The organism is Magnetococcales bacterium (assembly GCA_015232395.1).
GTDB lineage: Bacteria > Pseudomonadota > Magnetococcia > Magnetococcales > JADFZT01 > JADFZT01.
This window is the reverse complement of record JADFZT010000046.1, coordinates 15,081-37,535: the sequence shown is the minus strand read 5'-3', so window position 1 is coordinate 37,535 and position 22,455 is coordinate 15,081. Positions and strand designations below refer to the sequence as shown.

Sequence of the window (22,455 nt, the reverse complement as noted above, 5' to 3'; positions counted from 1 at the left end):
GGGGATAACCTGCACAACATCCCGTTATAAAACGGGATTTTACAAATTTCCGTGTCTACCCGTCAGAAACCCAGGCATGAAACCAGCACCACAACCCGCCAAACCCTATCTTTCGTGGTTGCAAACCATTTCGGGAACGGATTGACAGGGCCGTCTGACGGGCTGCGGCGAATGGATCAAGGGGGACGAACGGGAAAGCCTGGATGTTTAGACTGTAAACAATGACCGTAGTTGATTGATCAGAAAGACAGTTTCTTCGTTTCCTTCGAGAAGCCACTCTTTAAAACAACCCCACCCTTCGAGCGCGATGACGATCACGGCTGGTACGGTTAACAGGTTCCCTCCATAGATGCCAATCACAACCAAACATCCAACAAGGCTCGATATGATTGAAAGTAAATGGTGTTGAAAACCGCAAATGATGGATGGTGCGATCAATGCCAGAATAGCTGGAAGAAAATATAAAACAGTGCTGTCTGGATTCCAATTGGCAGGGCTTAACGACCAGTTTCCACCACTCATCTTTCGTCTCCCGAAAAAATGTATTCGAGAAATGTGATTGTATTGAGCTGTTTTGTTTTATAGCAGTTCTATCTCAGAATTGGACACTCTTCCCTGACTCGTCATCCCCGCGAAGGCGGAGATCCAGGGAGATAATCATTGCCCTCAAGGAAAAACCAAATCTTCAAGAAAGGCCGGTGTTTTGCTGAAAGTTATGCAAAATTTGGAAAAATTTGCGCCAGACTCCCTGGATTCCCGCATTCGCGGGAATGACGGCAAAAGTGTAGCGGCATATGTCCAATTCTTGATTTGAATTGCTATAAAATAAACAGGCAGAATCAATGGGCCTGGGACCAGTTGGAACCCGTACCGATATCCACCACCAACGGCACCGACAGGCTCGCAGCCCCTTCCATCGCTTCCCGAATCACTGGTTTTACCCGCTCCAGCTCCTCGTCGGGCACCTCCAAAACCAATTCATCGTGGACCTGCAAAATCATCCGGCTCTTGAAATTTCCCTGATTCAGGGCTTTGTGAAGGCGGATCATGGCGATCTTGATTAAATCTGCCGCAGAGCCTTGCAGGGGGGCATTGATAGCGGTGCGTTCGGCAAATTCACGCAGATTGCGGTTGGTGTTTTCGATATCCCGAATACGGCAGCGTCGGCCCCAGAGGGTTTCAGCATAACCCTTGCGGCGGGCCTCTTCGATGGCGTGATCCATATATTCCCGCACCCCCTGATAGCGGAGAAAATAGCGGTCCATATAGTCCCTGGCCTGGAAGTTGTTGATCTCCAGGCGTTTGGCCAGGCCAAAGGCGCTCATGCCATAGATCAGGCCAAAGTTGATGGTTTTGGCCATGCGCCGCTCATCGTCGCTCACCTGATCGGCCGGGGTGTCAAACAGCTCCGAGGCGGTGGCGGAATGCACATCGATCCCTTCCCGGAAGGCCGCCATCAGCCGTTCCACTTTGCCCAAATGGGCCAGCAGCCGCAGTTCGATCTGGCTGTAGTCCGCTGAAAGAAGCTGCCACCCTTTGGGAGCGATAAAAGCGCCCCGAATGGCACGTCCCTCCTCGGTGCGGATGGGGATGTTTTGCAGGTTGGGATCTGATGAGGAGAGGCGACCCGTCAGGGTGACCGCCTGGTTGTAGCTGGTATGCACCCGTCCGGTTTCGGGGTGGATCAATGCCATCAAGGCGTCGGTATAGGTGGATTGGAGTTTGGTGAGACTGCGATAACGCAACACCCGGGCAGGAATTTCGTGGCCCTTGTCCGCCAGCTTGGTGAGCACGCTGACATCGGTGGAAAAGCCGGTCTTGGTTCGTTTGCCCCCTTTGATGCCCAGCTTTTCAAAGAGAATCTGCCCCAGCTGCTGGGTGGAGTTGACGTTGAAGGGCTCTCCGGCCAGCTCGTGGATTTCCGCCACCAGGGCTTCCCGTCGGGTGGTAAAATCGACGGACATTTCCGCCAATGCTTCCCGATCCACCAGCACCCCGGCCCGCTCCATCTCCCCCAACACCGGAATCAGCGGCAGCTCCATCTCATCGTGGAGTTTCAATACTTCGGGAATGGCGGCCAGGGGAGGGGCCATCTTTTCGGCGGCTTCCCAGGCGACATCGGCATCTTCACAGGCGTAAGGGGTGGCCCGCTCCAGGGGGACCGCATCAAAGCGGAGCTGCTTTTTGCCGACGCCAGCCACCTCTTTAAAGGTCGTGGTGGTGCGTCCCAACTCCTCCAGGGCGATGGCATCCAGGTTGTGACGCCGTGCCGTGCCATAAATCAGATAGGAGAAGAGCATGGTATCCCGGGCAATACCCGCCAGGGTGATATCGTATTGGCGGAGGAGGACATACTCATATTTGATGTTTTGCCCGGTTTTGGCGATCTCGGGATTTTCCAAAATGGGTTTCAGCGCCTGGAGCACCCGCTCGCGATTGAGTTGTCCATCGGGTGCGGCCTCGGGGGTGTGGGCTACCGGAAGATAGACCGCACGTCGTGCCTGCCAGGAGAAGGAGAGTCCCACCAGTTCGGCCTGGGTAGGGTCGGTGCCGGTGGTTTCGGTGTCAAAGGAAAATTGATCCTGCCCCTTCAATTCCTTCAGAAAAAGCTCAAAATCATCTTCCGAGGTGATGGCCCGATAGTTATTTTCAGCTTCCACTGAGGGGCTGGCAGGTGTTGCCTTCGGGTCGGATGGATCGGTCCCAGTATCTCCCCCCAGGCTGGATTCACCTTCAGGCCCGGATGCAGCTGAACCCCCAAGCAGAGCCCGCTCCTGATCCAGCGCCCGCACCTGGGCGGTAAACTCCATCTCCACAAAGAGCGCCCGGAGAGGATCATAGTTGGGGGCTTGGCTTTTTAGTTTTTCCAGGTCAAATTCAATGGGCACCTGGCAGTTGATGGTGCCCAGAGAAAGGGAGAGGCGCACCTGTTCGATATGGGTTTCCAGATTTTTGCGCAGTTTGGGCTGGCTGATGCGGGGAATATTGTCCAGGAGTCCATCCAGATCGCCATACTGATGGAGCAGCCTGGGTGCGGTTTTTTGTCCCACCCCCGGCACCCCTGGTATATTATCAGAGGTATCTCCCCACAGGGCGATCACCTGGGGGACCATCTCCGGGGGAACGCCCCACTTGGCTTCCACTTCGGCCCGCTTTAAAAAGCGATTTTGCTTGGGGTCGAGAATGGTCACTTGGGGGGTGACCAGCTGTAGGAGATCCTTGTCAGCGGTGACGATAATCACCTCCATGCCCCGGGCTTCGGCGGCGCGGGCCATGGTGCCCAGGATGTCGTCGGCTTCATAGCCCTGTAATTCGAACTGGGGAATGTTGAGACAATCCATCATCTGCTTGATAATGGGGATCTGCTGACGAAGCTCCTCCGGCATGGGCTTGCGGTGGGCTTTATAATTTTCGTATAGCTTGTGGCGGAAGGTTGGACCTCTGACATCAAACACCATGGCCAGATATTCCGGCTGGTGTTGGTCCAGCACCTTGCGCAACATTTTCAGGAAGCCGAAAATGGCGTTGGTGGGAAAACCGTCACGGCGGGAGAGGTTCCGTACCGCGTGGAACGCCTGGTAGAAATAGCCGGAACCATCAAACAGGAATAAACGGGAGTCGGACATGAGGCAGATGATAACCCTTGCTGGCGCGCTTGGAAAGCCATGCCCATCCGCAATCTCCCCAAATCGGCTCTGGCCGGTCTGGGCCGGGGTTGTGATATTGGCCCTGGCATGGATGATTGTTCCCCAGCCCGCCTTTTCCAGTGAAACAGAAGCGGACGGGGTGAAGGAGGGGGGATATGAAGTCCCCCAAAAAGGCCCCCTGATTTCCGAGTTGCGGGAAGATGTCGATCCGGACGTTCCCGGCCCGGAAACAGTCATCCGCAAATATGAGGATGCCGCCGGTAACCAAGTGCTGGAGTTCATCACCAACGGCGCGATTTTTCAATATGAAGTCATTCCATTTGGCGGCGTGCCCTATTATCTCATTGATACCAACGGCGACGGTCTGTTTGAAAGCCATTTTATGGGTTATCGCTCCCGCCTGATTGTGCCCCAATGGGTTTTGGGTCGTTTTTGAGACCCCTTTGCGCGCCTTCCGGTTCGTTGTTTTTTAAACGTTTTCATTGGCCTGGGGCGGTGTCCCCGGGAATCGGTGGGTATGCGTCGTCGAATGATCTACGGGGTTCTCGGGAGTTATTACGCCCTCTTTTTCGCCTTTTTGGGGGTGTGGATACCCTATTGGCCCCTCTATCTGGCCAACCTGGGGGCGGACTCCCAAGCCATCGGCTGGCTGATGGCCCTGGCGCTGGGCATCAAGGTGCTGGGGCCGCCGGTATGGGGTCGCTTGGCCGATGGCAGCTCCCGGCAGCGGGTCACCGTGGCCACCTCCTTCGCCACTTTTGTGGCCTTTTGCCTCTTTTTTGCCGGTTCCAGCGTTCCCTTCTTGATCTTTACCACCATCATTTTCAGTTTTTTTCACGCCGGTCCCCTGCCTCTGGTGGAAGCCACCACCATGGAGACCGTCACCCGGCGAGGCTGGGATTACGGGCGGATTCGGCTATGGGGATCGGTGGGGTTTATCGTCCTGGCACTGGGCATGGGGCCTGTGATCGATGGTTGGGGGATGGCGCCCGTGCTGCCGATTTTGGCGGCTCTGCTCTTTTTGACCGCCCTGTTGACCCTGGCACTGCCGGTTTTTCAACCCCCTCCCCGGAGCGCCTCCCAGCAAGTCCCGCCCAAGCTCTTTTCCCTCTCTCGGGTGCGGTGGTTCTATTTTTCCACCCTCCTGATGCAATTTTCCCATGGGGCCTATTACGGTTTTATGTCCATCCACCTGCAAAATCATGGCTATTCCAAAACCGCCATCGGCATTTTGTGGGTCTTGGGGGTGGTGGCGGAAGTGGCGGTGATGCTCTGGTCCAAACAGCTGCTCAGGCGTTTTGGTCTGGCGCTGGTGCTGTCTGGCTCTTTGGGGCTGGCCTTTTTCAGGTGGGGGATCTACGCCTTCACCCTCTATTGGCCCCTCTTGGTGTTGGGGCAAATTCTCCACGCAGCCACCTTTGCTTCGTTCCATATCGCCGCCGTACGCCGCACCTTCGAAATGGCCCCCGTGCACTCCCGGGCCACAGCCCAAGCGTGGTATTCGGCCTTCTCCTTCGGGATCGGTGGGGGCGGGGGGCTGGTCCTTTCGGGCTACCTGTTCGATCTGGTGGGGGCGGAAAAACTCTTTGCCCTGATGGCCGCGGCCGCCGCTCTGGGCATTTTTGCCAGCCTGCGTTCCTGCGCCGGGTTCGATGCCGCCGCCCAGGTGACAGCTCTGGCTCCATCCATGGTCGATACCCAAGCCAAAGGCCCCGGGGCATGATCTGTTCTTTTTCGGATATCCATTCCAAAGGTGACTCCCCATGACGGAATCCATTTCTGAGGATCGTCGGGGCCTGGCCCCTTGTGGCGTCCTGCTTCCCCGGCATCAGCTGGGGGCGATGGTGCGTTGTGTGCGCCATATTTTTCACGTTCAGGGGCTAAAGAGCTATCGACAGCTGGTGGATGCCTCCTTGCCTGAGGTGGCCCGGTTTGACCCCGGCCACGACGCGGTGATGATGGGCTATGATTTTCACCTCACCGATGATGGCCCCCGCCTGATCGAGGTCAATACCAATGCCGGTGGTGGCCTGTTTGCCTATCGGGCCCATTTTCCCGGATTTCCGGCAGGCCCCCATTTTTCCGCCCACCATTTTCAGGCCCAATCCCGTCATCAGCGGCGGATGCTCAGCTCTTTTGAAGAGGAGATGAATCTCTTCAGTCAGGGGCGTGAGCCTCTGCCCCGAATGGTGGCCATTATGGATGATGCCCCTGAAAAGCAGTTTCTTTATGGGGAGATGGAGGCGTTGAAGGGGCTTTTCTGGCACGACGGGGTGCGCTCGGTGGTGGTGGATCCCAGCCGCTTGAAAATGGGGGCTGAAGGGGTATGGCATCGGGATAATCGAGTGGATATGGTCTATAACCGCCACTGTGATTTTTATCTGGAAACCCCGGAGCTGGCCGGGCTGCGTGAGGCCTATCTGGCCCGAAAAGTCTGCTTGAGCCCCAACCCCAGGGCCTATGGGCTGTTGGGGGATAAACGCCGTTTGATTATCTGGTCCGATGCCGGGCAGCTCAAATCCCTGGGGGTGGCTGACAAGGTGATCGCCGAGTTGACCGAAGTGGTGCCTGAAAGCCGGCTGCTGGCTGATTTTGAACCCGATCAGCTTTGGGCCGAGCGCCGTCAATGGGTGTTGAAACCAGTCACCTCCCACGGTAGCAGAGGGGTGCTGCTGGGGGGCAAAATGACGCGAAAACGTTATAAAACCCTGCCCCCGGAAGAGACCCTGGTGCAGCGGTTGGTGCCCCCCTCGTTGACGCCATGTCCGGAGAGTGGGCGGGAGATGAAAACCGACCTGCGTCTTTATGTCTATCGCAACCAGGTTTTGGGGGTTGCCGCCCGTCTCTATCAGGGGCAGGTGACCAATTTTCGTGAGCCCGGCAATGGCTTTGCACCGGTCAGGGTGGTGTAGGTTTGAGGGGTGTCCGGTTGGGTGACAGCGGTTTGGTGGGGGTAACGTTGGAAAAAACAGGGGGTGCTGCCGGGATTGGTGGAGAGGGTGAATTTTTTTATAAGGGCTTCACCGAGATTGATCGGTAAAGGGCAAAATGCTATATAAAGTAGGGGATGTGGCAAGGGCAAGGCCTTCCGGGGGGGGGTGGCTGGAGAATCAAGCAGACTTTGAGGATAGGGTGAGCGCGATGACGACAGCCAATATTGCGGAAGGTGTTGAACGATTTCAGGTGGAAGATCCCAAGACGGCCTTCCAATCCCTGTGTGCCAAGGAGGTCAAGCGGCTGAAGGAACTCGACCCCACCTTTGACAGCGCGTTGCACGATGAAGTGCTGGCGTTTGTGGAGGGGCGGCTGTCACAGAGTGGAAAAACCGCTGCTGGAGGGTCGGGCTCGTGATTATTCGCAACGTTTTTGCCGAAAATATCCTCAAATTTACCCGCCTGGAACTCACCAACCTGCCTGAAACCGGTGGCATCGCCATCAAGGGTGCCAACGAATCCGGAAAATCCGCTGTGGTGGAAAGCATCTGCCTGGCGCTCTTCGGACGCACCTTCGTGCTGGAGGCCGAACATCTGCAAAAGGCGGTCAAATGGGATGCCCATCGGGGTCGGGTACAGGTCGATTTTGTCGGTCGGGACGGCCAGGACTATTCCGTTATCCGCCATCTCTCCGCCGATGGGGAGCATGAGGCCACACTGCATCCCATGGGGTCGGAAGAGTCCCTGGCCCAGGGGGTCGATGGGGTAGCCGAGGCGATGGTTCGGCTGGGAGGGACCGATTTTAACGGTTATGTGGATACCTTCTATCTGGCTCAAAGGCCGGGGGGGGTGCAGCCCATCCGGGAAGAGACCATCAAGGCCTTGGCCGGGGTGGATGTGCTGGAAAATCTGGCGGATGATCTGGCGGGAGAGATCACCACCGCTGAGGAAAATATCGCCACCGCCCAAGGGGAGCGCAAAACCTGTCAGGATCGGTTGGGGGTGCTCAACGTTCAAGAGGAGGCATTGGCTGAACTCCAAGCCCGCAACGCCCGGGAAAAAGCCGACGAGTCGGAGCAGATCTCCCAGATCGACAATCTGGAAACCTTCTCCGTGGGATTGCGAAATGCCGGTAACGGGGTGAGTGGCTCGCTTCTGGGGTTGGCCGCTTGTGGCGAGGAGACCACCCTCGACCAGTGGCGGGGCCAGATCAATGACCTCAAAGCCAAAAAAGGGGCCCTGCTGTCGGTGATTGAGAGTGGCCCGGCTGAGTTGCCGGTGACCATCGGCGGGGAGCTGGATAGCTGGCTTGGGGGGGTGGAGGCGCGCGTCGAATCGGGAGAAAACCTGCTGGAGCAGGTGCAGACCACCCGGGAGTGGCTGGGGTGGTGGTTGGGGGAAGAGGGGGAGGAGGGGCTCTCCGAGGAGCGGGACGGTCTGCCTCGGGCTGCTGAAGTGGCCCCCCTGGAGGCTGAAATAAAGGCCAGCCAAAAAAGCCGTGGGCGCAGTGCCCTGGCGACCAAATTATTTTTGGTACTGGCGCTGATCGCCTGGAGCGGTTGGGGATTGCTGCAATTTATGCCCGACTTCAGCCTTTCACAGCTTCTCTCCCAATCGTTGCAAACTGTTTTGCCAGCCATGGCCCCCGGCCTCCTGCTGATGGTGGCGGGTGGGGGACTCGGTCTGTTCACGATCATGAGTCTGCTCAAGGTGTTTAAATTTCGGGGCCGGATTGCCAAGAGCGAAGCCGCTCTGGCGGTGATCGAAGAGCAGACTCAGGAGAACGAAAACAAGGTGCGGGTGATTGATGCCGCCAGCACCCAACCCCTGCAAAAACGGGTGGCCCTTCTCGCCAAGCTGGAAAACAGCCCCTGGGCCAACGACCTTCAGCAATGGTCCGAGACCGATGGCCGCCCTCTGGTAAATCCCGAGGGAAGAGGGCAGTTTCGAGCCAAGCTCGGACTGCTTCGGGGCACCTTTGACGGCCAAAACGAAACCTGCCGTAAAGAGCTGGCTGCAGGGGTGGCGTCACGGGAAGGGCTTCTCAAGGAGATTCGCAGCAGGATTGCCGAGCTGGACCGGGAGATCGCCAACGAAGAGGCCAGACGAGCTGAAGACCGCTCTTTGCGGGAGCGTATTCAAGCCCTGGAAGAGATTATCGCCCAAAACAAACATGACATTGAAGTGCGAAATCTGGCCCGCCACCTCTTGGCCGAAACCTGCCTGGGCATGTCGGAAACCTTCAATCAGGAACTCAGGCGTTTTATCTCCAAGTCAGCCCCTCTCTTTACCGGCAACCGCTACCAGCATCTGCGCATCGATGATTCCATGCGGGTACAGGCCTTTTCCACCCGCAAGGATGACTTTGTACACCTGGAAGAGGTCTCGACGGGAGCGCGTTTGCAGCTGATGTTGGCGGTGCGTATGGCCCTGGCCCAGGCGTTGGTAGCCCGCTCCATTGAGGGGCAGCAGTTTATGATTTTGGATGAGCCCTTTGCCTTTTTTGATCGGCAACGCTTCCGGCAGGCGGTGGAGGCTTTGCCGGGAATCAGCGATCAACTCACCCAGATTTGGATCGTTTCCCAGGAGTTTACCAGCGAAACCGACGGGGCTTTTGCCCGGGTAATCGCCTGTGATCTGGAAGATGAGAGTCTGGTGGTGGCAGGATGAGGGCCTTGACGGGGTGGCGATCCCTGCTTTTTTCCGGCCTGGTTGGGGTGTTGGTTTTTCAGAGCCCCAGTGCCCATGCTTTTTCCGACCCCAATGTGCAGGTGCTGCGCAACAAGGGCTCAGACACCATGATCAAGGCGGTGCGGGCCTGGGCTGAAGGGTTTGGCGAGGTTGATTCCAGCGTGCTTCTGGAGGTGTATGGTGGTGGTTCCGGCAACGGCATTGCCGCCCTCATCAACGGTCATGTGGAGATTGCCAACTCCAGCCGTCCCATGAAGCCAAAAGAGGCCCGGCTGGTTCGAAAACGTTCCCGCAAACCCCCCATGGGGCTTGTGGTGGGGCTTGATGCCGTTGGCATTGTTGTTCACAAAAACAACCCATTGAATGGCATCAGTGTCTCTCAATTGAGAGAAATTTTTGATAAAAAAGGCAGCTTCACTAGTTGGGCGGATTTGGAGGTATCGGTGCCTGGGTGCCAGGGGCAGGAGATCAAGCGCATCAGCCGTAAAAACAATTCCGGAACCTACAGCTTTTTCAAACATTCGATCCTGGGCAAGCGTCGCCACTTCCATCCAGAGCGCTATACGGTAGGCAGTGCCAGCGCTGTCATCAAAGAGGTGAGCTCCACTCCTTGCGCCATTGGCTATAGCGGCATGGCTTATGTTACAGGCGATCAACTGAAAACTCTCTGCCTGGCCACCGACCAAGGTCCCTGCATTCCACCTACAGCCCAATCCATCCGCAACAAAACCTATCCCCTGGCAAGACCCCTCTACATGTATACGTTGGGAGAGCCTGAAGGGGTGCTCAAAAGTTTTTTGATGTGGGTCGTCGGTACAGAAGGGCAGGCCAGACTGAAAGCGGAAGGCTACGTGACCATTAACCCCTGAGTTTTGGTTGAGTCTCCTCTTTTTCATCTATGACGATGATCCGTTCTGCTCTTCCTCCGACATAGTGTGCGAGGTCGCCGGTTGGTCACGTTTAAGGCCGGAAAATTTTTCAAGAATCCATATACCTGCCCCAATCAGGATGATAATCAGAAGGAAAAACAGCTCACTATTGGTGGTTGCCATAGGGCTTGCGGCATGAATACCCAAGGCGATTAACCCAAGGACCGCCATGGGTAGAGGAGACTTTTTTTCAAGAAGGAATTTGATCAGGGGTAGGATGTCCATCGTTTTCTCCGTCACACCATTTTTTTTTCCGATCACACAGCACCATTCTTTGATGCAGATGATGATCACTTGATAGTGATTAGAGAGTCAAATTCAGGACGTATGAAGACGTATGAAAAGGTAAAACTCCTTTAGGCGAAAAAAATCCACAATATCAACGTTGTTTGGGGGTGTGGCAGCAGTTTTTGTTTTGTTCTGTTTAATGTGTGTTTCTGCATCATATTGAAATATATATAAAAGTTGGTGGTATATGGAAAAGGTTCAGAAGCATGGCACGGCCAACGACGACCATTCTTTGTGAAGGGATGGTGGGGGTGGGTGTGGTATTACAGGCTATCCTGAGTCGGTAGGGTGGGCACGCTTTGTGTGCCCACCACTCCCTTTCCGTCATTGCACAACATGTAGCAACCGTTTAATAAATAATGATGGCAACAAGGACAGGTATCAACCATGCTTCTCTGTGCAAGGAGCAGCAAGGAAACAACTCCCCGTCGCCGACGAGAATCAGCCTTTAATAGAGGGTCCGACGGGAGTTTTTAGGCCGCTACCAGGGCATGAAGCGGTTGATGAAGCTCATGGGGCGTGCGGCATGATTGACATCGTAACCCATGCGGCCCATGGAGGCGGTCATGTGTTGGATGGCTTGATTCATAGACGTGAGATTGGTGGTGATGGGGCCCATGGAGGAGAGTTCGGTGTTCATTTCGGTCATGGTGCCGTTGATGGAGTCCATGTTGACCGAGACAGACTGCATCACGCCGGTCATGGTGGAAATATTGCTGTCCATGGTTCCCACATTTTCGGTCATGTGGGTGATACTTTCAGACATGGTCTGCATATCCACGGACATGGTTTCCATGTTGTCGCTGATATATTCCAGATGGGTGCTCATCAGCTCCACATTATCTGAAAGATCCTTGATGGAGAGGGAGAGGCTACCCATGTTGCGGCCCATTTTGGGGTCGATGGAGACCGCCATGGTGCGAATATCCTGGGTGAGACTATAGATGAGGAAAAAGCCATACATCGCCAGGATAATAAAAGCAAAAAGGGATGGATAGACGATCAGTTCCCAACGCTTGGCGCTTTTATCGAAGCTTTGGGTGAAGTCCCCGAGGATGGAGGAAAAGCAGTTGTTGCAGTCCGCATGGCTGCCGAAGCCGCCTTGCATATCCTCGTGGGAGTGATTGACGTTATGATAATTATCCGACATGGGGTATACCCTTTTTGCTGGGAGTCGCCTGCTTCATCACTGTTTTCCCATATTTTTCGTGGGAATCACCTGCTTCATCACTTCTTTCCCGAAGCTAAATCGGGATAGAGCTTGGCGGCCAGTTGCAGAAACTCCTGGGTCGCTTTGGAGCGTTTGGAAATTTCAAAAACACTCCGTCCCTCGCTAAAGGAACGCCTGTAGGCGGTGCGCTGCCGAATCCGGGTTTTGAGCACCTTCACGTGGTGTAGTGATGTCAGCGCCTCTTCCGTTTCGTCCGATTCCTTCAATCCGGGGTGGGTATCGGCACGATTCACAAAAAGCAGGATTTCGGGCAGCGGCTTGCTGCCGACTGTTTCGAGGATCATATCTCGAAACCGTGCTGTGGACCAGACATCCGCCTGACTCGGAGGTACAGGCACCAACACCCGGCCCGCCATGGAGATCGCCTGGCGCATGGCCCACAGGTTGGAAGCGCCCACATCCACAAGCACTTCGCCCGGATGCTCCTTGAACACCTTGTCCGGATCGCTTTCAGGTCTGAAGACCCGAACCTCGGGTTTCACACCCATCTCTTTGCGTACTTCGGCGGCATCGCTCAGGGTCGCCTGGGGGTCCAGGTCGAAGGTAATGACATCCACCTCCGCCATGGCCAGCCAGATGGCCAGATTGAAGCTGATGGTGCTTTTACCGCAGCCGCCTTTCAGATTTCCGATAACGGTGACCATAAGTTTCCCGGGAAAGTTGGATTCCCTCTGTTCGGATCCTGAACGCACTCAACTACCCTGGATCCTAAACCTATAAATTAGTACGCCATTTTTTGATAATGATCAAGTGAGCGTGATGACACATCAGGAAAGAGAAGGGGGGCGAAAAGCTCGCCCCCCCTACTCATGCCTGGTTGGGTTTCAGTACGGGAAACCCGAAAGTTTCCAGTTTATTCCGTAGCTGGAGCCGAGGTAGCAGGCGGTGTGGCAGGGAGAGGCTGGCCATAACCATAGCCGGGATAGCCGCCATAACCGTAGCCTGGATAGCCACCATAGCCATAGCCGGGATAACCACCATAGCCGTAGCCGGGATAACCACCCCAACCGCCTGGATAGCCACCATAGCCGTAGCCGGGATAACCACCCCAACCACCAGGATAACCACCCCAACCACCAGGATAGCCGCCCCATCCGGGACCACCCCAATTGTTGCCGGGCCACCAGAAGGCCGAAGCCTCCCCGGCGGTCAGGAGAACAGCGCCTCCCAACAGGCCCGCCAGTGCCAATGCGCTCAATGTTTTTTTCATGTCAGTTTCCCCCGAGAGGTCAAGGATGTATCAACACAAGATCAGATCAACTTTGAGTGTGTGATTGGCCCGTGGCGTCAATCCTACCAGTTGAAGGGACCACCACCCCAAGGGCTGCCGCCCCAAGGACCGCCACCCCAAGGACCACCACCCCAAGGGCCGCCGTTGTTCCAGCCATTGTTCCAGCCGTTGTTGTTGTTCCAGAGATTGTTCCAGCCATTGTTCCAGCCGTTGTCAGCCCAGCCATCGACGTCGCCGCCCATGCTGAAGTTGAATTTGCCGGAACCATTCCCACGACCGCTGCCGTTACCGTAGCCGTTGTTGCCCCAGTTGTTGCCCCAGTTGTTATTGCCCCAACCGTTATTATTGCCCCAGCCGTTATTCCAGGGGCCCCATCCCCCCCATGCTTCGGCTTGGTCGGCGACCAAAAGAGTGGCACCACCCAGCAAGGCGGCGATGGTCAGCATACGAGCCGATTTTTTCATGATGATCTCCTTAAGATTAGGTCGTCTTACTCATTAAAGATACGATACCAGAAAACCACTATCGCACAGAAAAAAAACAGATCAAGCTTCCACTGAGGGGGAGGAGGGGGTGTGGATCGACTTACCACCACCCGTTGCCAAATCCCCGATCCCAAGGCCAGCTGTTGCCACCAAAAGGCGATCCGAACCCCCAAGGATCCCATCCTCCCCAGCCGTTCCGGTTGGAACGGTGATCCCTGTAATCCCAGGTATTATGGTCATTACCGTAGAATCTGTCCCGCCACGGGATGCCGCTGCCGTATCCATACTGATCACTGGAGTGTTCGTTCCAGGAGTTGTAGGAAGGGCCCAGCAAGGGATCGCTGTCGTCAAAGCCTTCACCGCCATAGGTGTCATAGGGGCTGATAGGCTCTGTCTGGCTGTAGCGTCCCGGTTGGTCGTAGCCGCCATAGCGTCTCGAATAGTTGCGGTTGCCGTATTTGTTAAAATAATCAGTGCTACCGTAGCGTCTGGAATAGTCGTAGCCACCGTAGCGATTCGAATAGTCGTTGTTGCCGTAGCGCCTCGAATAGTCGTTGCGACCGTAGCGCCCTGAATAGTCGTTGTGACCGTAGCGCCCTGAATAGTCGTTGTGACTGTAGGGTCTTGAATAGTCACCGTTGTAACCGAAGGGTCGGCTGTTGTAGCGGTTGTTTTGATTGCGCCACCACTCTCCACCCTCTTGCCAGCTGTTGGCTCCCCAGGGATCGTAGTCCAGAAAGGGATCCCATTCGTGTCCCGATCCCCATGGGTCATAGAGATAGCCGGAGGTGGTGCGTTGCCGGGAGGTGGATTTTTTTTCCTGGGTAGGGGAGTGCTCTTGAGGAATATCGGCAGCAGCCATTTCCATGGGGGCGCTGGCGGTGGTGGAAGGCGTGTTGGTTGAGGGGCCACCGCTGGAAGAGCCCATGGCAGAGGTGGCCATCTCCTGGGGCATGGCTCCCGGCGACATGGAGCCAGGGGACATGGCAGGAGAGATGGAGCTTGGAGAACCCTGCATCTCCTGCATGAAGGAGCCCATAAACTGGCCGAACCGCTGTCCCATGCGGGAGTCTTCCTGCATATCCTGAGCCTGGGCACCGGCTATGGCGAAAAAGCCGACCGTCAGAGCGATGGTCAGTTTTCCTGCCGACCGGGAGAGGCGTTTGCCAACTCCTGTGGGCCTGGGCTGAGAAAAAAATAGGATCATGGCATCGAATATGGCGTAACCGGTTATCGGGATGGCTGATCGATTGTTGAAAAAATGCTGCCACTCGTCCCCCAGGGAACTTTACCAGCAAGCATGAGCTATGGACAAGGAACCCAATATAATGAAAGTCTAATATATGGATCTTGGACTGGAGTCAACATAATTCGGCCATTAAATTTATCTTGGCGACTTGATCCAGGGGCTCTGAACAGGGTATCCGAGAGCTGGGAAGTCAGAGCCGAAGTGGGGGTAAGAGGGCCTGATTGGAGGGGAATCAGAGTGTGTGGGGGATCATCTCATCCCGCCCCTGTGGCCTGTAAAAAAAGGCCCAGGGAGTTATTTTTTCCTTTTTGAGTCAGCCGGTTGGGCGGTTGCTTCGGGGCTTTTCAGGCGGGTGTGGTCCGAGGGAATTGCAAACAGGCTCTGGGGCTGTTTTTTTTCCTGGATTTGGGTCAGGGCCACCGTCAATCCATCGGCATACTCTTCCCGGATGGCCATTTTCAATTTGGGATCAATCCACATTGAGGCAAACCACCGCTTGCCTTTGCCCTCGGTGCTTTTGGTAAAAATATCCCATCGCTGGGTGAGGCGCCCGGCAATTTTGGCCTTGCCGACTTTTTTGCAGAAAATTTGGGGATCGGTTTTGCAGGGGCTGTTGGCTTCGTGGGGCAGGGGGGGACGGCCCATTTCTCCGCTCGGATATTCCAGATAGCCTTTTTTGTCGGGAAAGAGAACCCAGAGCTGCTTTTGATCCATGCGGTGAATCATCACCAGCGGTTTTTTGTTCTTGACCCTCTCAGTGCGTACACCCAGACGACTGACAAACATTTTGCCTTTACCGGCCTGTTTGGGATCTTTGGAGTGGCTGCGGGTGACCTTGGCAGAAAATTCCGGGAGATCGGTAGCGCCAAGGGCTGGAAGGGGGGAGAGCTGAACCAGACTGAAAAATATCAGGGCCAGGAACCACTGGCTCCGGAAAAGGGAGGAAGAGGTAACCGGTAGATAATCGTTTCCCTTACCAGCCCGGGTATCGTTGGTTTGGTGTGGAGGGTGCCCCTTGATTGTGCCACCATTGTAGAACCTGGGAACGCTCCGAGCCTGGGAACCACCAGGGATTGACCTCTCCCCCGTAGGGATCGTAGCTGCGAGGGCTGTCATAGGAGTCCCGTCGGTTGGGATTGAGTTCCCGGGAAGGGTGTTCGTTCCATCTGGACCCTGAGGGGTAACGGGAATTCCGGCTGGGGGTGTCGTAGTAATAACCGGGCCTGGATTCCATACCCAATGGGGAATGGCCATACTCTCCGGAAGGATATCGTTCCGACTCCCGGGGAGCATAGGTGTGTCCGGGATAGGGTTCTGATCCATAAGAATTTTCCGGGCCGTAGCCATATGGATTTTCGGTACGGTAATCGTATGGATTGCCTGACGGATATCCGTAGGAATGTTCCGTATCATAGCCACCGGGTTGGCTGGAACCTCTGCTATCGTAGAAACCGGATCCTCTGTTGCTATAGGAATCGCCAAATCCTCTGTTGTCGTAAGATGGCCCCTGGTCGTAAGAGTGGCTGGGGGCTGATCCGCTGCTGTAGGGATAGCTGGAACCTCTGTCGGATGGATGTGCGGTATTAGAGCCACTGTCGTAGGAAGAGGGTGGTGTGTTGTAATTACCCCAGCCAGGTTCGGAATAGGGGGCGTTTGGCTCGTAGGCCGGGATACCAGGGGCATAGTCCTTGGGTATCTCTCCCCAGGGACGTGCAGTGGGTTCTTGGAGGCCATTGGACGGTGATCCCCAGCTACCGGTCGCAGTGGAGGGGGGGCCGGAGGATTGCCGGGAGTTGGGTCGGTTCCAGTTCCATTGGGCCTCGTCCCGGTTCCAATCCGTGGAGGAGGCCGGGGTTTGGGAACCCTCCAGGCGGTAGGAGTTGATTGGCCATTCCCCTTGGGCAAAGGCGGCTCCCGGTACCCAGATACCGGTGACAAAACAGAGCGCCAAAAGGAGAATAGACCGCATTTTGAGTGATAATCCCGGGGTCCGTTGTAAAAGAAAGCAAGTGAGTTTGACGAAGTCAGTTTAAAAGAAGAGAACATACCTCTCCTGGCCGAAAGTGGCGTTCGAGCCATGGTCCCAATTTCGGGGGAGCCGAATTGACCGCATCCAGAGCCGTTACTTTCGGTTGACCCTGCACTATACGGCATTTCTCTTCCCAAAAGCGAAGGGTGCCGTTATTTTATGCAATTTATTTGCCATCCTGATTGTTTGCGTTGCTTTCCCCGGAAGAAACTGAGGTGGAGGCTGGGCTCTCTGAATTTGATGGATGGGTAGAGGTGTCGAAGCTGCTTCCCCCTCCTGGGATGGAGGCGTTTTGGGATTCAGAAAACGTATCCCTGGGGGGAGTCTGAAAATTGGGGGTCCAGGAGGAGTCTTTGTCGACTGCGGAGTTCCAGGGGGTATCCCAGGGATTGGAGGAGCCAAACCCGGAGGTGCTTCTGACCGGTGCTGCATTGCGGTTGGTAAAGGTCCAATCCCGGCGCATCCCTTCTTCATTGGCCGAAGGGGGAGCCCCTTGGAGGTCATGATTTGGGGGAGAGCTGAAAGAGTTGTCCCGATAACCGTCAAATTCGTATTGGGTTGATGATGGTTCATTGTAAGACTGGAAGTTGCCACGCCCTTGAGAGGGGTAGCTGGAGCCATCATAAGTGGGATATTCCCTGCCACCAAAGGCCTGCTGACGCGAGTGGCCGGGGGAGGTATAACCGCTGGGAGAGTCATAGGTGGAATAGCCGCCACCCTGAGACGGTTGGCCGTATCCGGATCCAGCATAGGGTGAGGGATAACCACCACTGCCCTGGTTTCGATATCCGCCACCCTGGGAAGGATAGCCGTAGCCGGGCTCTCCCTGGGGAGCCCCATAACCACCCCCTTGGTTTGGATAGCCACCACCGGCAGGAGTACCATAACCCCCACTCTGGTTTGGATAGCCTCTACCTTGGGGCGTGCCGTAACGGCCTCCTGTGTCTGGATAGCCTCGACTCTGGGGAATGCCGTAGCCACCCCCCTGATCTGGATAGCCTCGACTCTGGGGAATGCCGTAACCACCACTGTAGGGTTGGTTAGCATAGGCGGATCCTCCAGAAGAAACGGGATAGCCGCCCCCTTGGGAGGGATAACCGTAACCGGATCCAGCCGCTTCGGGGGTATAACCTCTCCCCATCGTCGAGTAGGAATCGGCAGAGACGGGGCTACCTTGGGAGGCATAATTTCCAGATCCAAAACCGCCGCCAGCTCTCTCTGGGGAATAGGGAGCTTGCCTGTGATCATCGGGATAACGGCCATAGCTTCCCCCTTGATCGGGGGCAGGATAGGTACTGGAAAATTCCGTGTTGTTTCGATAATCCGAGCTACCCCAGCCACCGCCGGAGCCGGAATGGGGGGGAGAATAGGGGCTGCCCTCCATGGAATGACCAAATCTGCCTGTCTGCACAGGGATGGATTGGTCAAAGCCTGAATCCCCTTGGGTGTTTCCAAAATCGCCTCCAGGGGGAGGCGGGGGAACATGGTCCCAGTTGGAAGCGGGCTCAGGAGAGGGAAAACCGGAATCCTGGCCCTGACCCTCATTCCAGCCAGAGGGGCCGAATCCGGACGCGGGGGCCGGATTGGAGGCTGTATCCCCCCAGGTATTGGCTGTGGCCTCTCGACTGGTGGATTCCGGCTCCAAAGGGGGAGCGTCACTCAGCTTCCAGCTGCCGGTACTACCTCCGGTACTGCGATTTTGGGACCAGTCGGAATCGGTCGAACTGCCGCTGGAACTCCACTCACCACTCCCTTGGGTTTGACCGGTGTTTTCCGAATTCCACCAGGGAGCCCCTTCAAAGGCCAGAGCCTTTTCTGTGGCCATGAATCCAAAAAAGGCACAGAGGGTCAGGAGGGAACGGGATGCCAAGGGGGATCGGTTGCGATTCCTGACCGGCATGACGGCTCCTTATTCAGTGGTCTTGGAACCAGGTTTAAGACGAATCCCCCGACGTTCCTCCTTGCGGGCAGGGGGGCGTTTTTTGGCGCTGGCCCTTTGGGATCCGGATGATTTTTTAGCAGCAGCCTTTCGGGGAGCCGGTTTTTGAGCGGCTGGTTTTGCCGGGGCTGGTGCAGCTGGCTGAGCAGTTTCCGGAGCCGATGCGCTGAGAATGAGCGTCTCGGGAGACGGCGTTGGTTTGGCAGCCTGGGCCTTCTCAGGGACTGGGGCTGGAGCCGGAGTGGCAGCCACAGCCGGGGAAGTCTTCTCAGGAGCCGCTGCCTCTTTGGCTGGCTCGGTTTTGGTCGGTGGTGGTGCTTTGCGTTCCGGCACGGCTTTTTTGGTTTCCAGGTGATTGACCCGGGTCTGCACAGCTGGGGTTTCCACGGCCATTTTTTTCTTCAGTCGTGCCTGCCGACGCTTGCTGAAAAGTCCCCCAAGCCAGCTAAAAAAGCCCTTTTTTTCACTCTTGCTGGGTGAGGGGGGGGTGTGGGTGGCCGGTCCTGTTCCAGGGACTGGCAGGGGGCCTCCAGGGGAGCCGGGTTTGATAAAGGCAAACTCGGCACTGATGCAACCCAGGGGGATCACCAAAAGGGTCAGCAGCGTGGAAACCAACACCCCAAAGAGCAGGGAGATCGCCATGCCCCGGAAGATAAAGTCGGTGATGATGACACTGGAGCCCGCCACCAGGGCAAAGGCGGTGATCAAGATGGGCCGGGTACGTGCCTTACAGGAAAGTATGACCGCATCCTGAACGCTGGTCCCTTTTAAAATTTCCATCTGGGTAAAGTCCACCAGCAGGATGGAGTTGCGTACGATGATGCCTGCCAAAGCAATAAAACCGATCATGGAAGTGGCGGTAAATTTGGCATCCATGATCCAGTGACCCGGCACGATACCGATCAGGGTCAGGGGGATGGGGGCCATGATGATCGCTGGCAGGGTAAAGTTGCCGAATTCATAGACCACCAGCATGTAGATCAGTACCAGTGCGACGGCAAAGGCGGCACCCATATCCCGGAAGGTTTCGAAGGTGACGGTCCACTCACCGGTCCACTCAAATCCAGAACGGATGTAGGTGTCTGGGGGACCGAGATATTCACCGGACAGGGTCACCCCGTCCGGGGTCGTGTAATCCTGCAGTAGTTTTTCCACCTCGGCCATGCCGTAGATGGGCGCATCCAGTCGTCCTTCCACCTCACCGGTGACATACTCAACGGGTTTCAGATCTTTGTGGTAGATGACGGCATCCTGCTGGTCTTTGGTAAAGCGGCCTAGCTCACCCAGGGGAATGGTGCCGCCCTGGGGGTTGGAGATGGGGAGATCTGCCAGGCTGTTGATCTTGGCGCGGATTTCCAGGGGAACCTGAATCACGATGTAGGTGGGTTCAAGAACGGTTCCCCGCTTGACATCTCCCAGCCTGGCCCCACCCATGGCCATACCCAGATTGCGATTGATGGCATCTACGGAAATCCCACGACGTACAGCCTTTTCGGTATCCACCTCAAAGCGCCAGTTTTGATAAGGGGCCTCCATATAGTTATCAACATCGACAATGGTCTTGGCCTTCTCAAACATGCGCGTCATGGCTTCGGTCACCTGACGGCGGGTCTGCTCGTCCGGGCCGGTTACTTCAGCCACCACGGATTGGAGTACAGGCGGTCCAGGGGGCATCTCTACAACTTGAATTTTGCCACCGATCTTTTCAGCAATAGGGGTGAGAAAGGCGCGGGTTTCAACAGCCAGGTCGTGGCTGGTGCGTTCCCGCTTGCTTTTGTGAACCAGCTGAACCTGAATATCCGCGTGCCAGGGTTCCTGACGGAGATAATAGTGGCGCACCATGCCGTTAAAGTTGAACGGTGAGGCGGTGCCAACATAGGTCTGCAGCGCGGTCACCTCGGGAATCCGTTTGCGGATCTCCTCGGTCATCTGCTGGGCCAGGTTGGCCGTCTTGGGCAGCGCAGTCCCCTCGGGCATGTTGATGACCACGTTGTATTCAGGCTTGTTGTCCAGAGGCAAAATTTTCACCGTCACATCCGTGGTTTGGAAAAGCCACAGTGAGGCGAAAAAGATGACGACAAGACCCACAAGAAAACTCCAGCCCAGCAGAGGCCTCTTGATCATCGGTGGGATCAGCCAGCGATAAAATTTTTCCAGAGATTCCGCCTGGCTGTGCTCTTTTTCAGAAAAGATATGCAGGGTCCGCATGGGCGGCTTGATCAGCATGGCCAACCAAGGCGTAAAGATAAAGGCTGCAAACAGGGAGAGCACCATCGCCACCGATCCCAGGGCCGGGATAGGTCGCATGTAGGGTCCCATCATGCCGCTGACGAATCCCATGGGCAGGAGGGCGGCGATCACCGTAAAGGTGGCGATAATGGTGGGGTTACCCACCTCCCGCACCGCATCCACCGCAATGATGTGGCAGCAGATATCCTCCATAAGCCATCGTCGATAGATATTTTCCACCACCACGATGGCATCATCCACCAAAATACCGATGGAAAAGATCAGCGCAAACAGGCTCACCCGGTCGATGGTATAGTCCATGACCCAGGCGGAAAAGACGGTCATCAGGATCACAACCGGGATGACGATCAGGGTAACCAATGCCGGACGGAATCCCAGGGTCATCCAGACGAGAAGGGTCACCGCTGTGGTGGCGACCACCAGCTTGAAGAGCAGCTCGTTGACCTTTTCGTTGGCGGTTTCGCCATAGTTACGGGTGACGGAAACGTTGACGTTGGCCGGGATCAGGCGGCCTTTGAGTTCCTCCACTTTGGCCAATACGTTGTTGGCCACGGTAACGCCGTTGGAGCCTTTCTTTTTGGCAATGGCAATGGTGACAGCCGGGGCGCCGTTGGCCTTCTCTGTGTTCTCCTTATAGGCTGGGCCGGTATAGTAGGTGACCATCTGCTTGGTCTCTTCCGGTCCCGCAAAAACCCGAGCGACATCACGCACATAGATGGGGCTTTGATGACGCGTGCCCACCACCAGGCGGGAGATGTCCTGGGCGTTTTTCAAAAAGGCTCCGGTATAGACCTTGAATCCCAGGTCGGACGCTTCGACGCTGCCGACACCCGTTTCGCTGTTGGCGGTTTTGATGGTCTGGGCGATCTGATCAAGGCTGATACCAAAGCCGGAAAGCCGTTCTGGGTAGACCTCCACCCGGATCTGTTCCGAGCGTCCCCCGATAATGAAGCCCTGACTGGAATCCTTGACCTCATTCAAGCGCTGTAGCACATCCAGAGAGAGGGTTCTCAACGCCCCGTCATCCACATCATTGGACCAGAGGGTGAGGGCCACCACCGGGACATCATCCACCGCCTTGGGCTTGACCAGGGGTTGATTCACCCCGGGAGGGATTTTGTCCATGTTGGATTGGAGCTTGTCATGGAGTTTGACCAGGGACTCCTCCATGTCTTCGCCGACATCAAACTCCACGGTGACCATCGCCTGACCCCGCATGGAAGCGGAATAGACGTGTTTGACCCCGGAAATTTCGCTCATGATCCGTTCCAGGGGGTTGGCTACGAGAGTGGCCACCTGGTTGGACGAGGCACCGGTATAGCGGACAAAGATATCCACCATGGGCACCGAAATTTGCGGGTCTTCCTGACGTGGGGTAAAAACCAGCCCCAAAATCCCCATGGCCAGACAGGCAAACAGCAAAAGTGGCGACAGGGGTGAATGAATAAAGGCCTTGGCCATTTTCCCCGCAACGCCCAGATCGGGTTCTTGAGCCTGAAGGGCTTGTGGCGATGCGGAATCGGGTGGTTCGAGATGAGTACTCATAAAGCCGC

19 protein-coding genes are annotated in these 22,455 nt (G+C 56.0%); 7 read left to right on the top strand and 12 right to left on the bottom strand.

Going from position 1 to position 22,455, the window contains the following annotated elements; translation table 11 throughout:
- Positions 1 to 207: 207 nt before the first annotated feature.
- Both HQL52_13050 and polA read right to left on the bottom strand, forming a co-directional pair.
- The gene (locus HQL52_13050) at positions 208 to 522 is read right to left on the bottom strand and encodes a hypothetical protein (GenBank protein ID MBF0370374.1); all 315 of its coding nucleotides are present in this window, start codon (positions 520 to 522) and stop codon (positions 208 to 210) included.
- 317 nt (positions 523 to 839) lie between these two features.
- Positions 840 to 3,626 carry a DNA polymerase I gene (gene polA / locus HQL52_13045; protein ID MBF0370373.1) on the bottom strand — a complete coding sequence of 929 codons (2,787 nt, stop codon included), beginning with the start codon at positions 3,624 to 3,626 and terminating at the stop codon, positions 840 to 842.
- A 112-nt stretch (positions 3,627 to 3,738) separates the two neighbouring features.
- On the opposite strand from polA, the gene HQL52_13040 reads away from it, so the two are divergent.
- The 6 genes from HQL52_13040 (at position 3,739) to HQL52_13015 (ending at position 10,140) form a co-directional block, all read left to right on the top strand.
- Positions 3,739 to 4,083, top strand: coding sequence for a DUF2782 domain-containing protein (locus HQL52_13040; protein ID MBF0370372.1), 345 nt, complete (start codon positions 3,739 to 3,741; stop codon positions 4,081 to 4,083).
- Positions 4,084 to 4,164: 81 nt separating this feature from the next.
- Positions 4,165 to 5,370 carry an MFS transporter gene (locus HQL52_13035; protein ID MBF0370371.1) on the top strand — a complete coding sequence of 402 codons (1,206 nt, stop codon included), beginning with the start codon at positions 4,165 to 4,167 and terminating at the stop codon, positions 5,368 to 5,370.
- Positions 5,371 to 5,410: 40 nt separating this feature from the next.
- On the top strand, positions 5,411 to 6,559 hold the full coding sequence (locus tag HQL52_13030) for a hypothetical protein (GenBank protein ID MBF0370370.1): 1,149 nt from the start codon (positions 5,411 to 5,413) through the stop codon (positions 6,557 to 6,559).
- Between the two features lie 229 nt (positions 6,560 to 6,788).
- Positions 6,789 to 6,998 (top strand): hypothetical protein, encoded by a 210-nt coding sequence (locus HQL52_13025; protein ID MBF0370369.1) that lies wholly within the window; start codon positions 6,789 to 6,791, stop codon positions 6,996 to 6,998.
- A complete protein-coding gene (locus tag HQL52_13020; GenBank protein ID MBF0370368.1) occupies positions 6,995 to 9,250 on the top strand; it encodes a hypothetical protein in 2,256 nt (751 codons plus the stop codon). The genes HQL52_13025 and HQL52_13020 overlap by 4 nt, the downstream gene beginning before the upstream one ends.
- Before the next feature lie 5 nt (positions 9,251 to 9,255).
- Positions 9,256 to 10,140, top strand: coding sequence for a phosphate ABC transporter substrate-binding protein (locus HQL52_13015; GenBank protein ID MBF0370367.1), 885 nt, complete (start codon positions 9,256 to 9,258; stop codon positions 10,138 to 10,140).
- Positions 10,141 to 10,167: 27 nt separating this feature from the next.
- On the opposite strand, the gene HQL52_13010 is transcribed toward HQL52_13015, so the two are convergent.
- The 7 genes from HQL52_13010 to HQL52_12980 form a co-directional block, all read right to left on the bottom strand.
- Positions 10,168 to 10,461, bottom strand: a complete 294-nt coding sequence (locus HQL52_13010) for a hypothetical protein (GenBank protein MBF0370366.1) — start codon at positions 10,459 to 10,461, stop codon at positions 10,168 to 10,170.
- Between the two features lie 508 nt (positions 10,462 to 10,969).
- Positions 10,970 to 11,638, bottom strand: coding sequence for a hypothetical protein (locus HQL52_13005; GenBank protein ID MBF0370365.1), 669 nt, complete (start codon positions 11,636 to 11,638; stop codon positions 10,970 to 10,972).
- A 77-nt stretch (positions 11,639 to 11,715) separates the two neighbouring features.
- Positions 11,716 to 12,363: a ParA family protein gene (locus HQL52_13000; GenBank protein ID MBF0370364.1), complete on the bottom strand. Its 648-nt coding sequence runs from the start codon at positions 12,361 to 12,363 to the stop codon at positions 11,716 to 11,718.
- A gap of 209 nt (positions 12,364 to 12,572) precedes the next feature.
- Positions 12,573 to 12,929 carry a hypothetical protein gene (locus HQL52_12995; GenBank protein ID MBF0370363.1) on the bottom strand — a complete coding sequence of 119 codons (357 nt, stop codon included), beginning with the start codon at positions 12,927 to 12,929 and terminating at the stop codon, positions 12,573 to 12,575.
- An 83-nt stretch (positions 12,930 to 13,012) separates the two neighbouring features.
- Positions 13,013 to 13,414 (bottom strand): hypothetical protein, encoded by a 402-nt coding sequence (locus HQL52_12990; protein ID MBF0370362.1) that lies wholly within the window; start codon positions 13,412 to 13,414, stop codon positions 13,013 to 13,015.
- 121 nt (positions 13,415 to 13,535) lie between these two features.
- On the bottom strand, positions 13,536 to 14,642 hold the full coding sequence (locus HQL52_12985; protein ID MBF0370361.1) for a hypothetical protein: 1,107 nt from the start codon (positions 14,640 to 14,642) through the stop codon (positions 13,536 to 13,538).
- Positions 14,643 to 14,978: 336 nt separating this feature from the next.
- A complete protein-coding gene (locus HQL52_12980) occupies positions 14,979 to 15,470 on the bottom strand; it encodes a hypothetical protein (GenBank protein ID MBF0370360.1) in 492 nt (163 codons plus the stop codon).
- A 33-nt stretch (positions 15,471 to 15,503) separates the two neighbouring features.
- Between HQL52_12980 and HQL52_12975 the strand changes: the two genes are divergently transcribed.
- Positions 15,504 to 15,644, top strand: coding sequence for a hypothetical protein (locus HQL52_12975; protein ID MBF0370359.1), 141 nt, complete (start codon positions 15,504 to 15,506; stop codon positions 15,642 to 15,644).
- A 13-nt stretch (positions 15,645 to 15,657) separates the two neighbouring features.
- Here HQL52_12975 and HQL52_12970 read toward each other — a convergent pair whose 3' ends face one another.
- From HQL52_12970 to HQL52_12960, 3 genes are all read right to left on the bottom strand, one after another.
- Complete coding sequence (locus HQL52_12970) at positions 15,658 to 16,653, bottom strand: hypothetical protein (GenBank protein ID MBF0370358.1); 996 nt, start codon at positions 16,651 to 16,653, stop codon at positions 15,658 to 15,660.
- 226 nt (positions 16,654 to 16,879) lie between these two features.
- Positions 16,880 to 18,613: a hypothetical protein gene (locus tag HQL52_12965; GenBank protein ID MBF0370357.1), complete on the bottom strand. Its 1,734-nt coding sequence runs from the start codon at positions 18,611 to 18,613 to the stop codon at positions 16,880 to 16,882.
- 9 nt (positions 18,614 to 18,622) lie between these two features.
- Positions 18,623 to 22,447, bottom strand: coding sequence for an efflux RND transporter permease subunit (locus HQL52_12960; GenBank protein ID MBF0370356.1), 3,825 nt, complete (start codon positions 22,445 to 22,447; stop codon positions 18,623 to 18,625).
- Between the last annotated feature and the right edge of the window lie 8 nt (positions 22,448 to 22,455).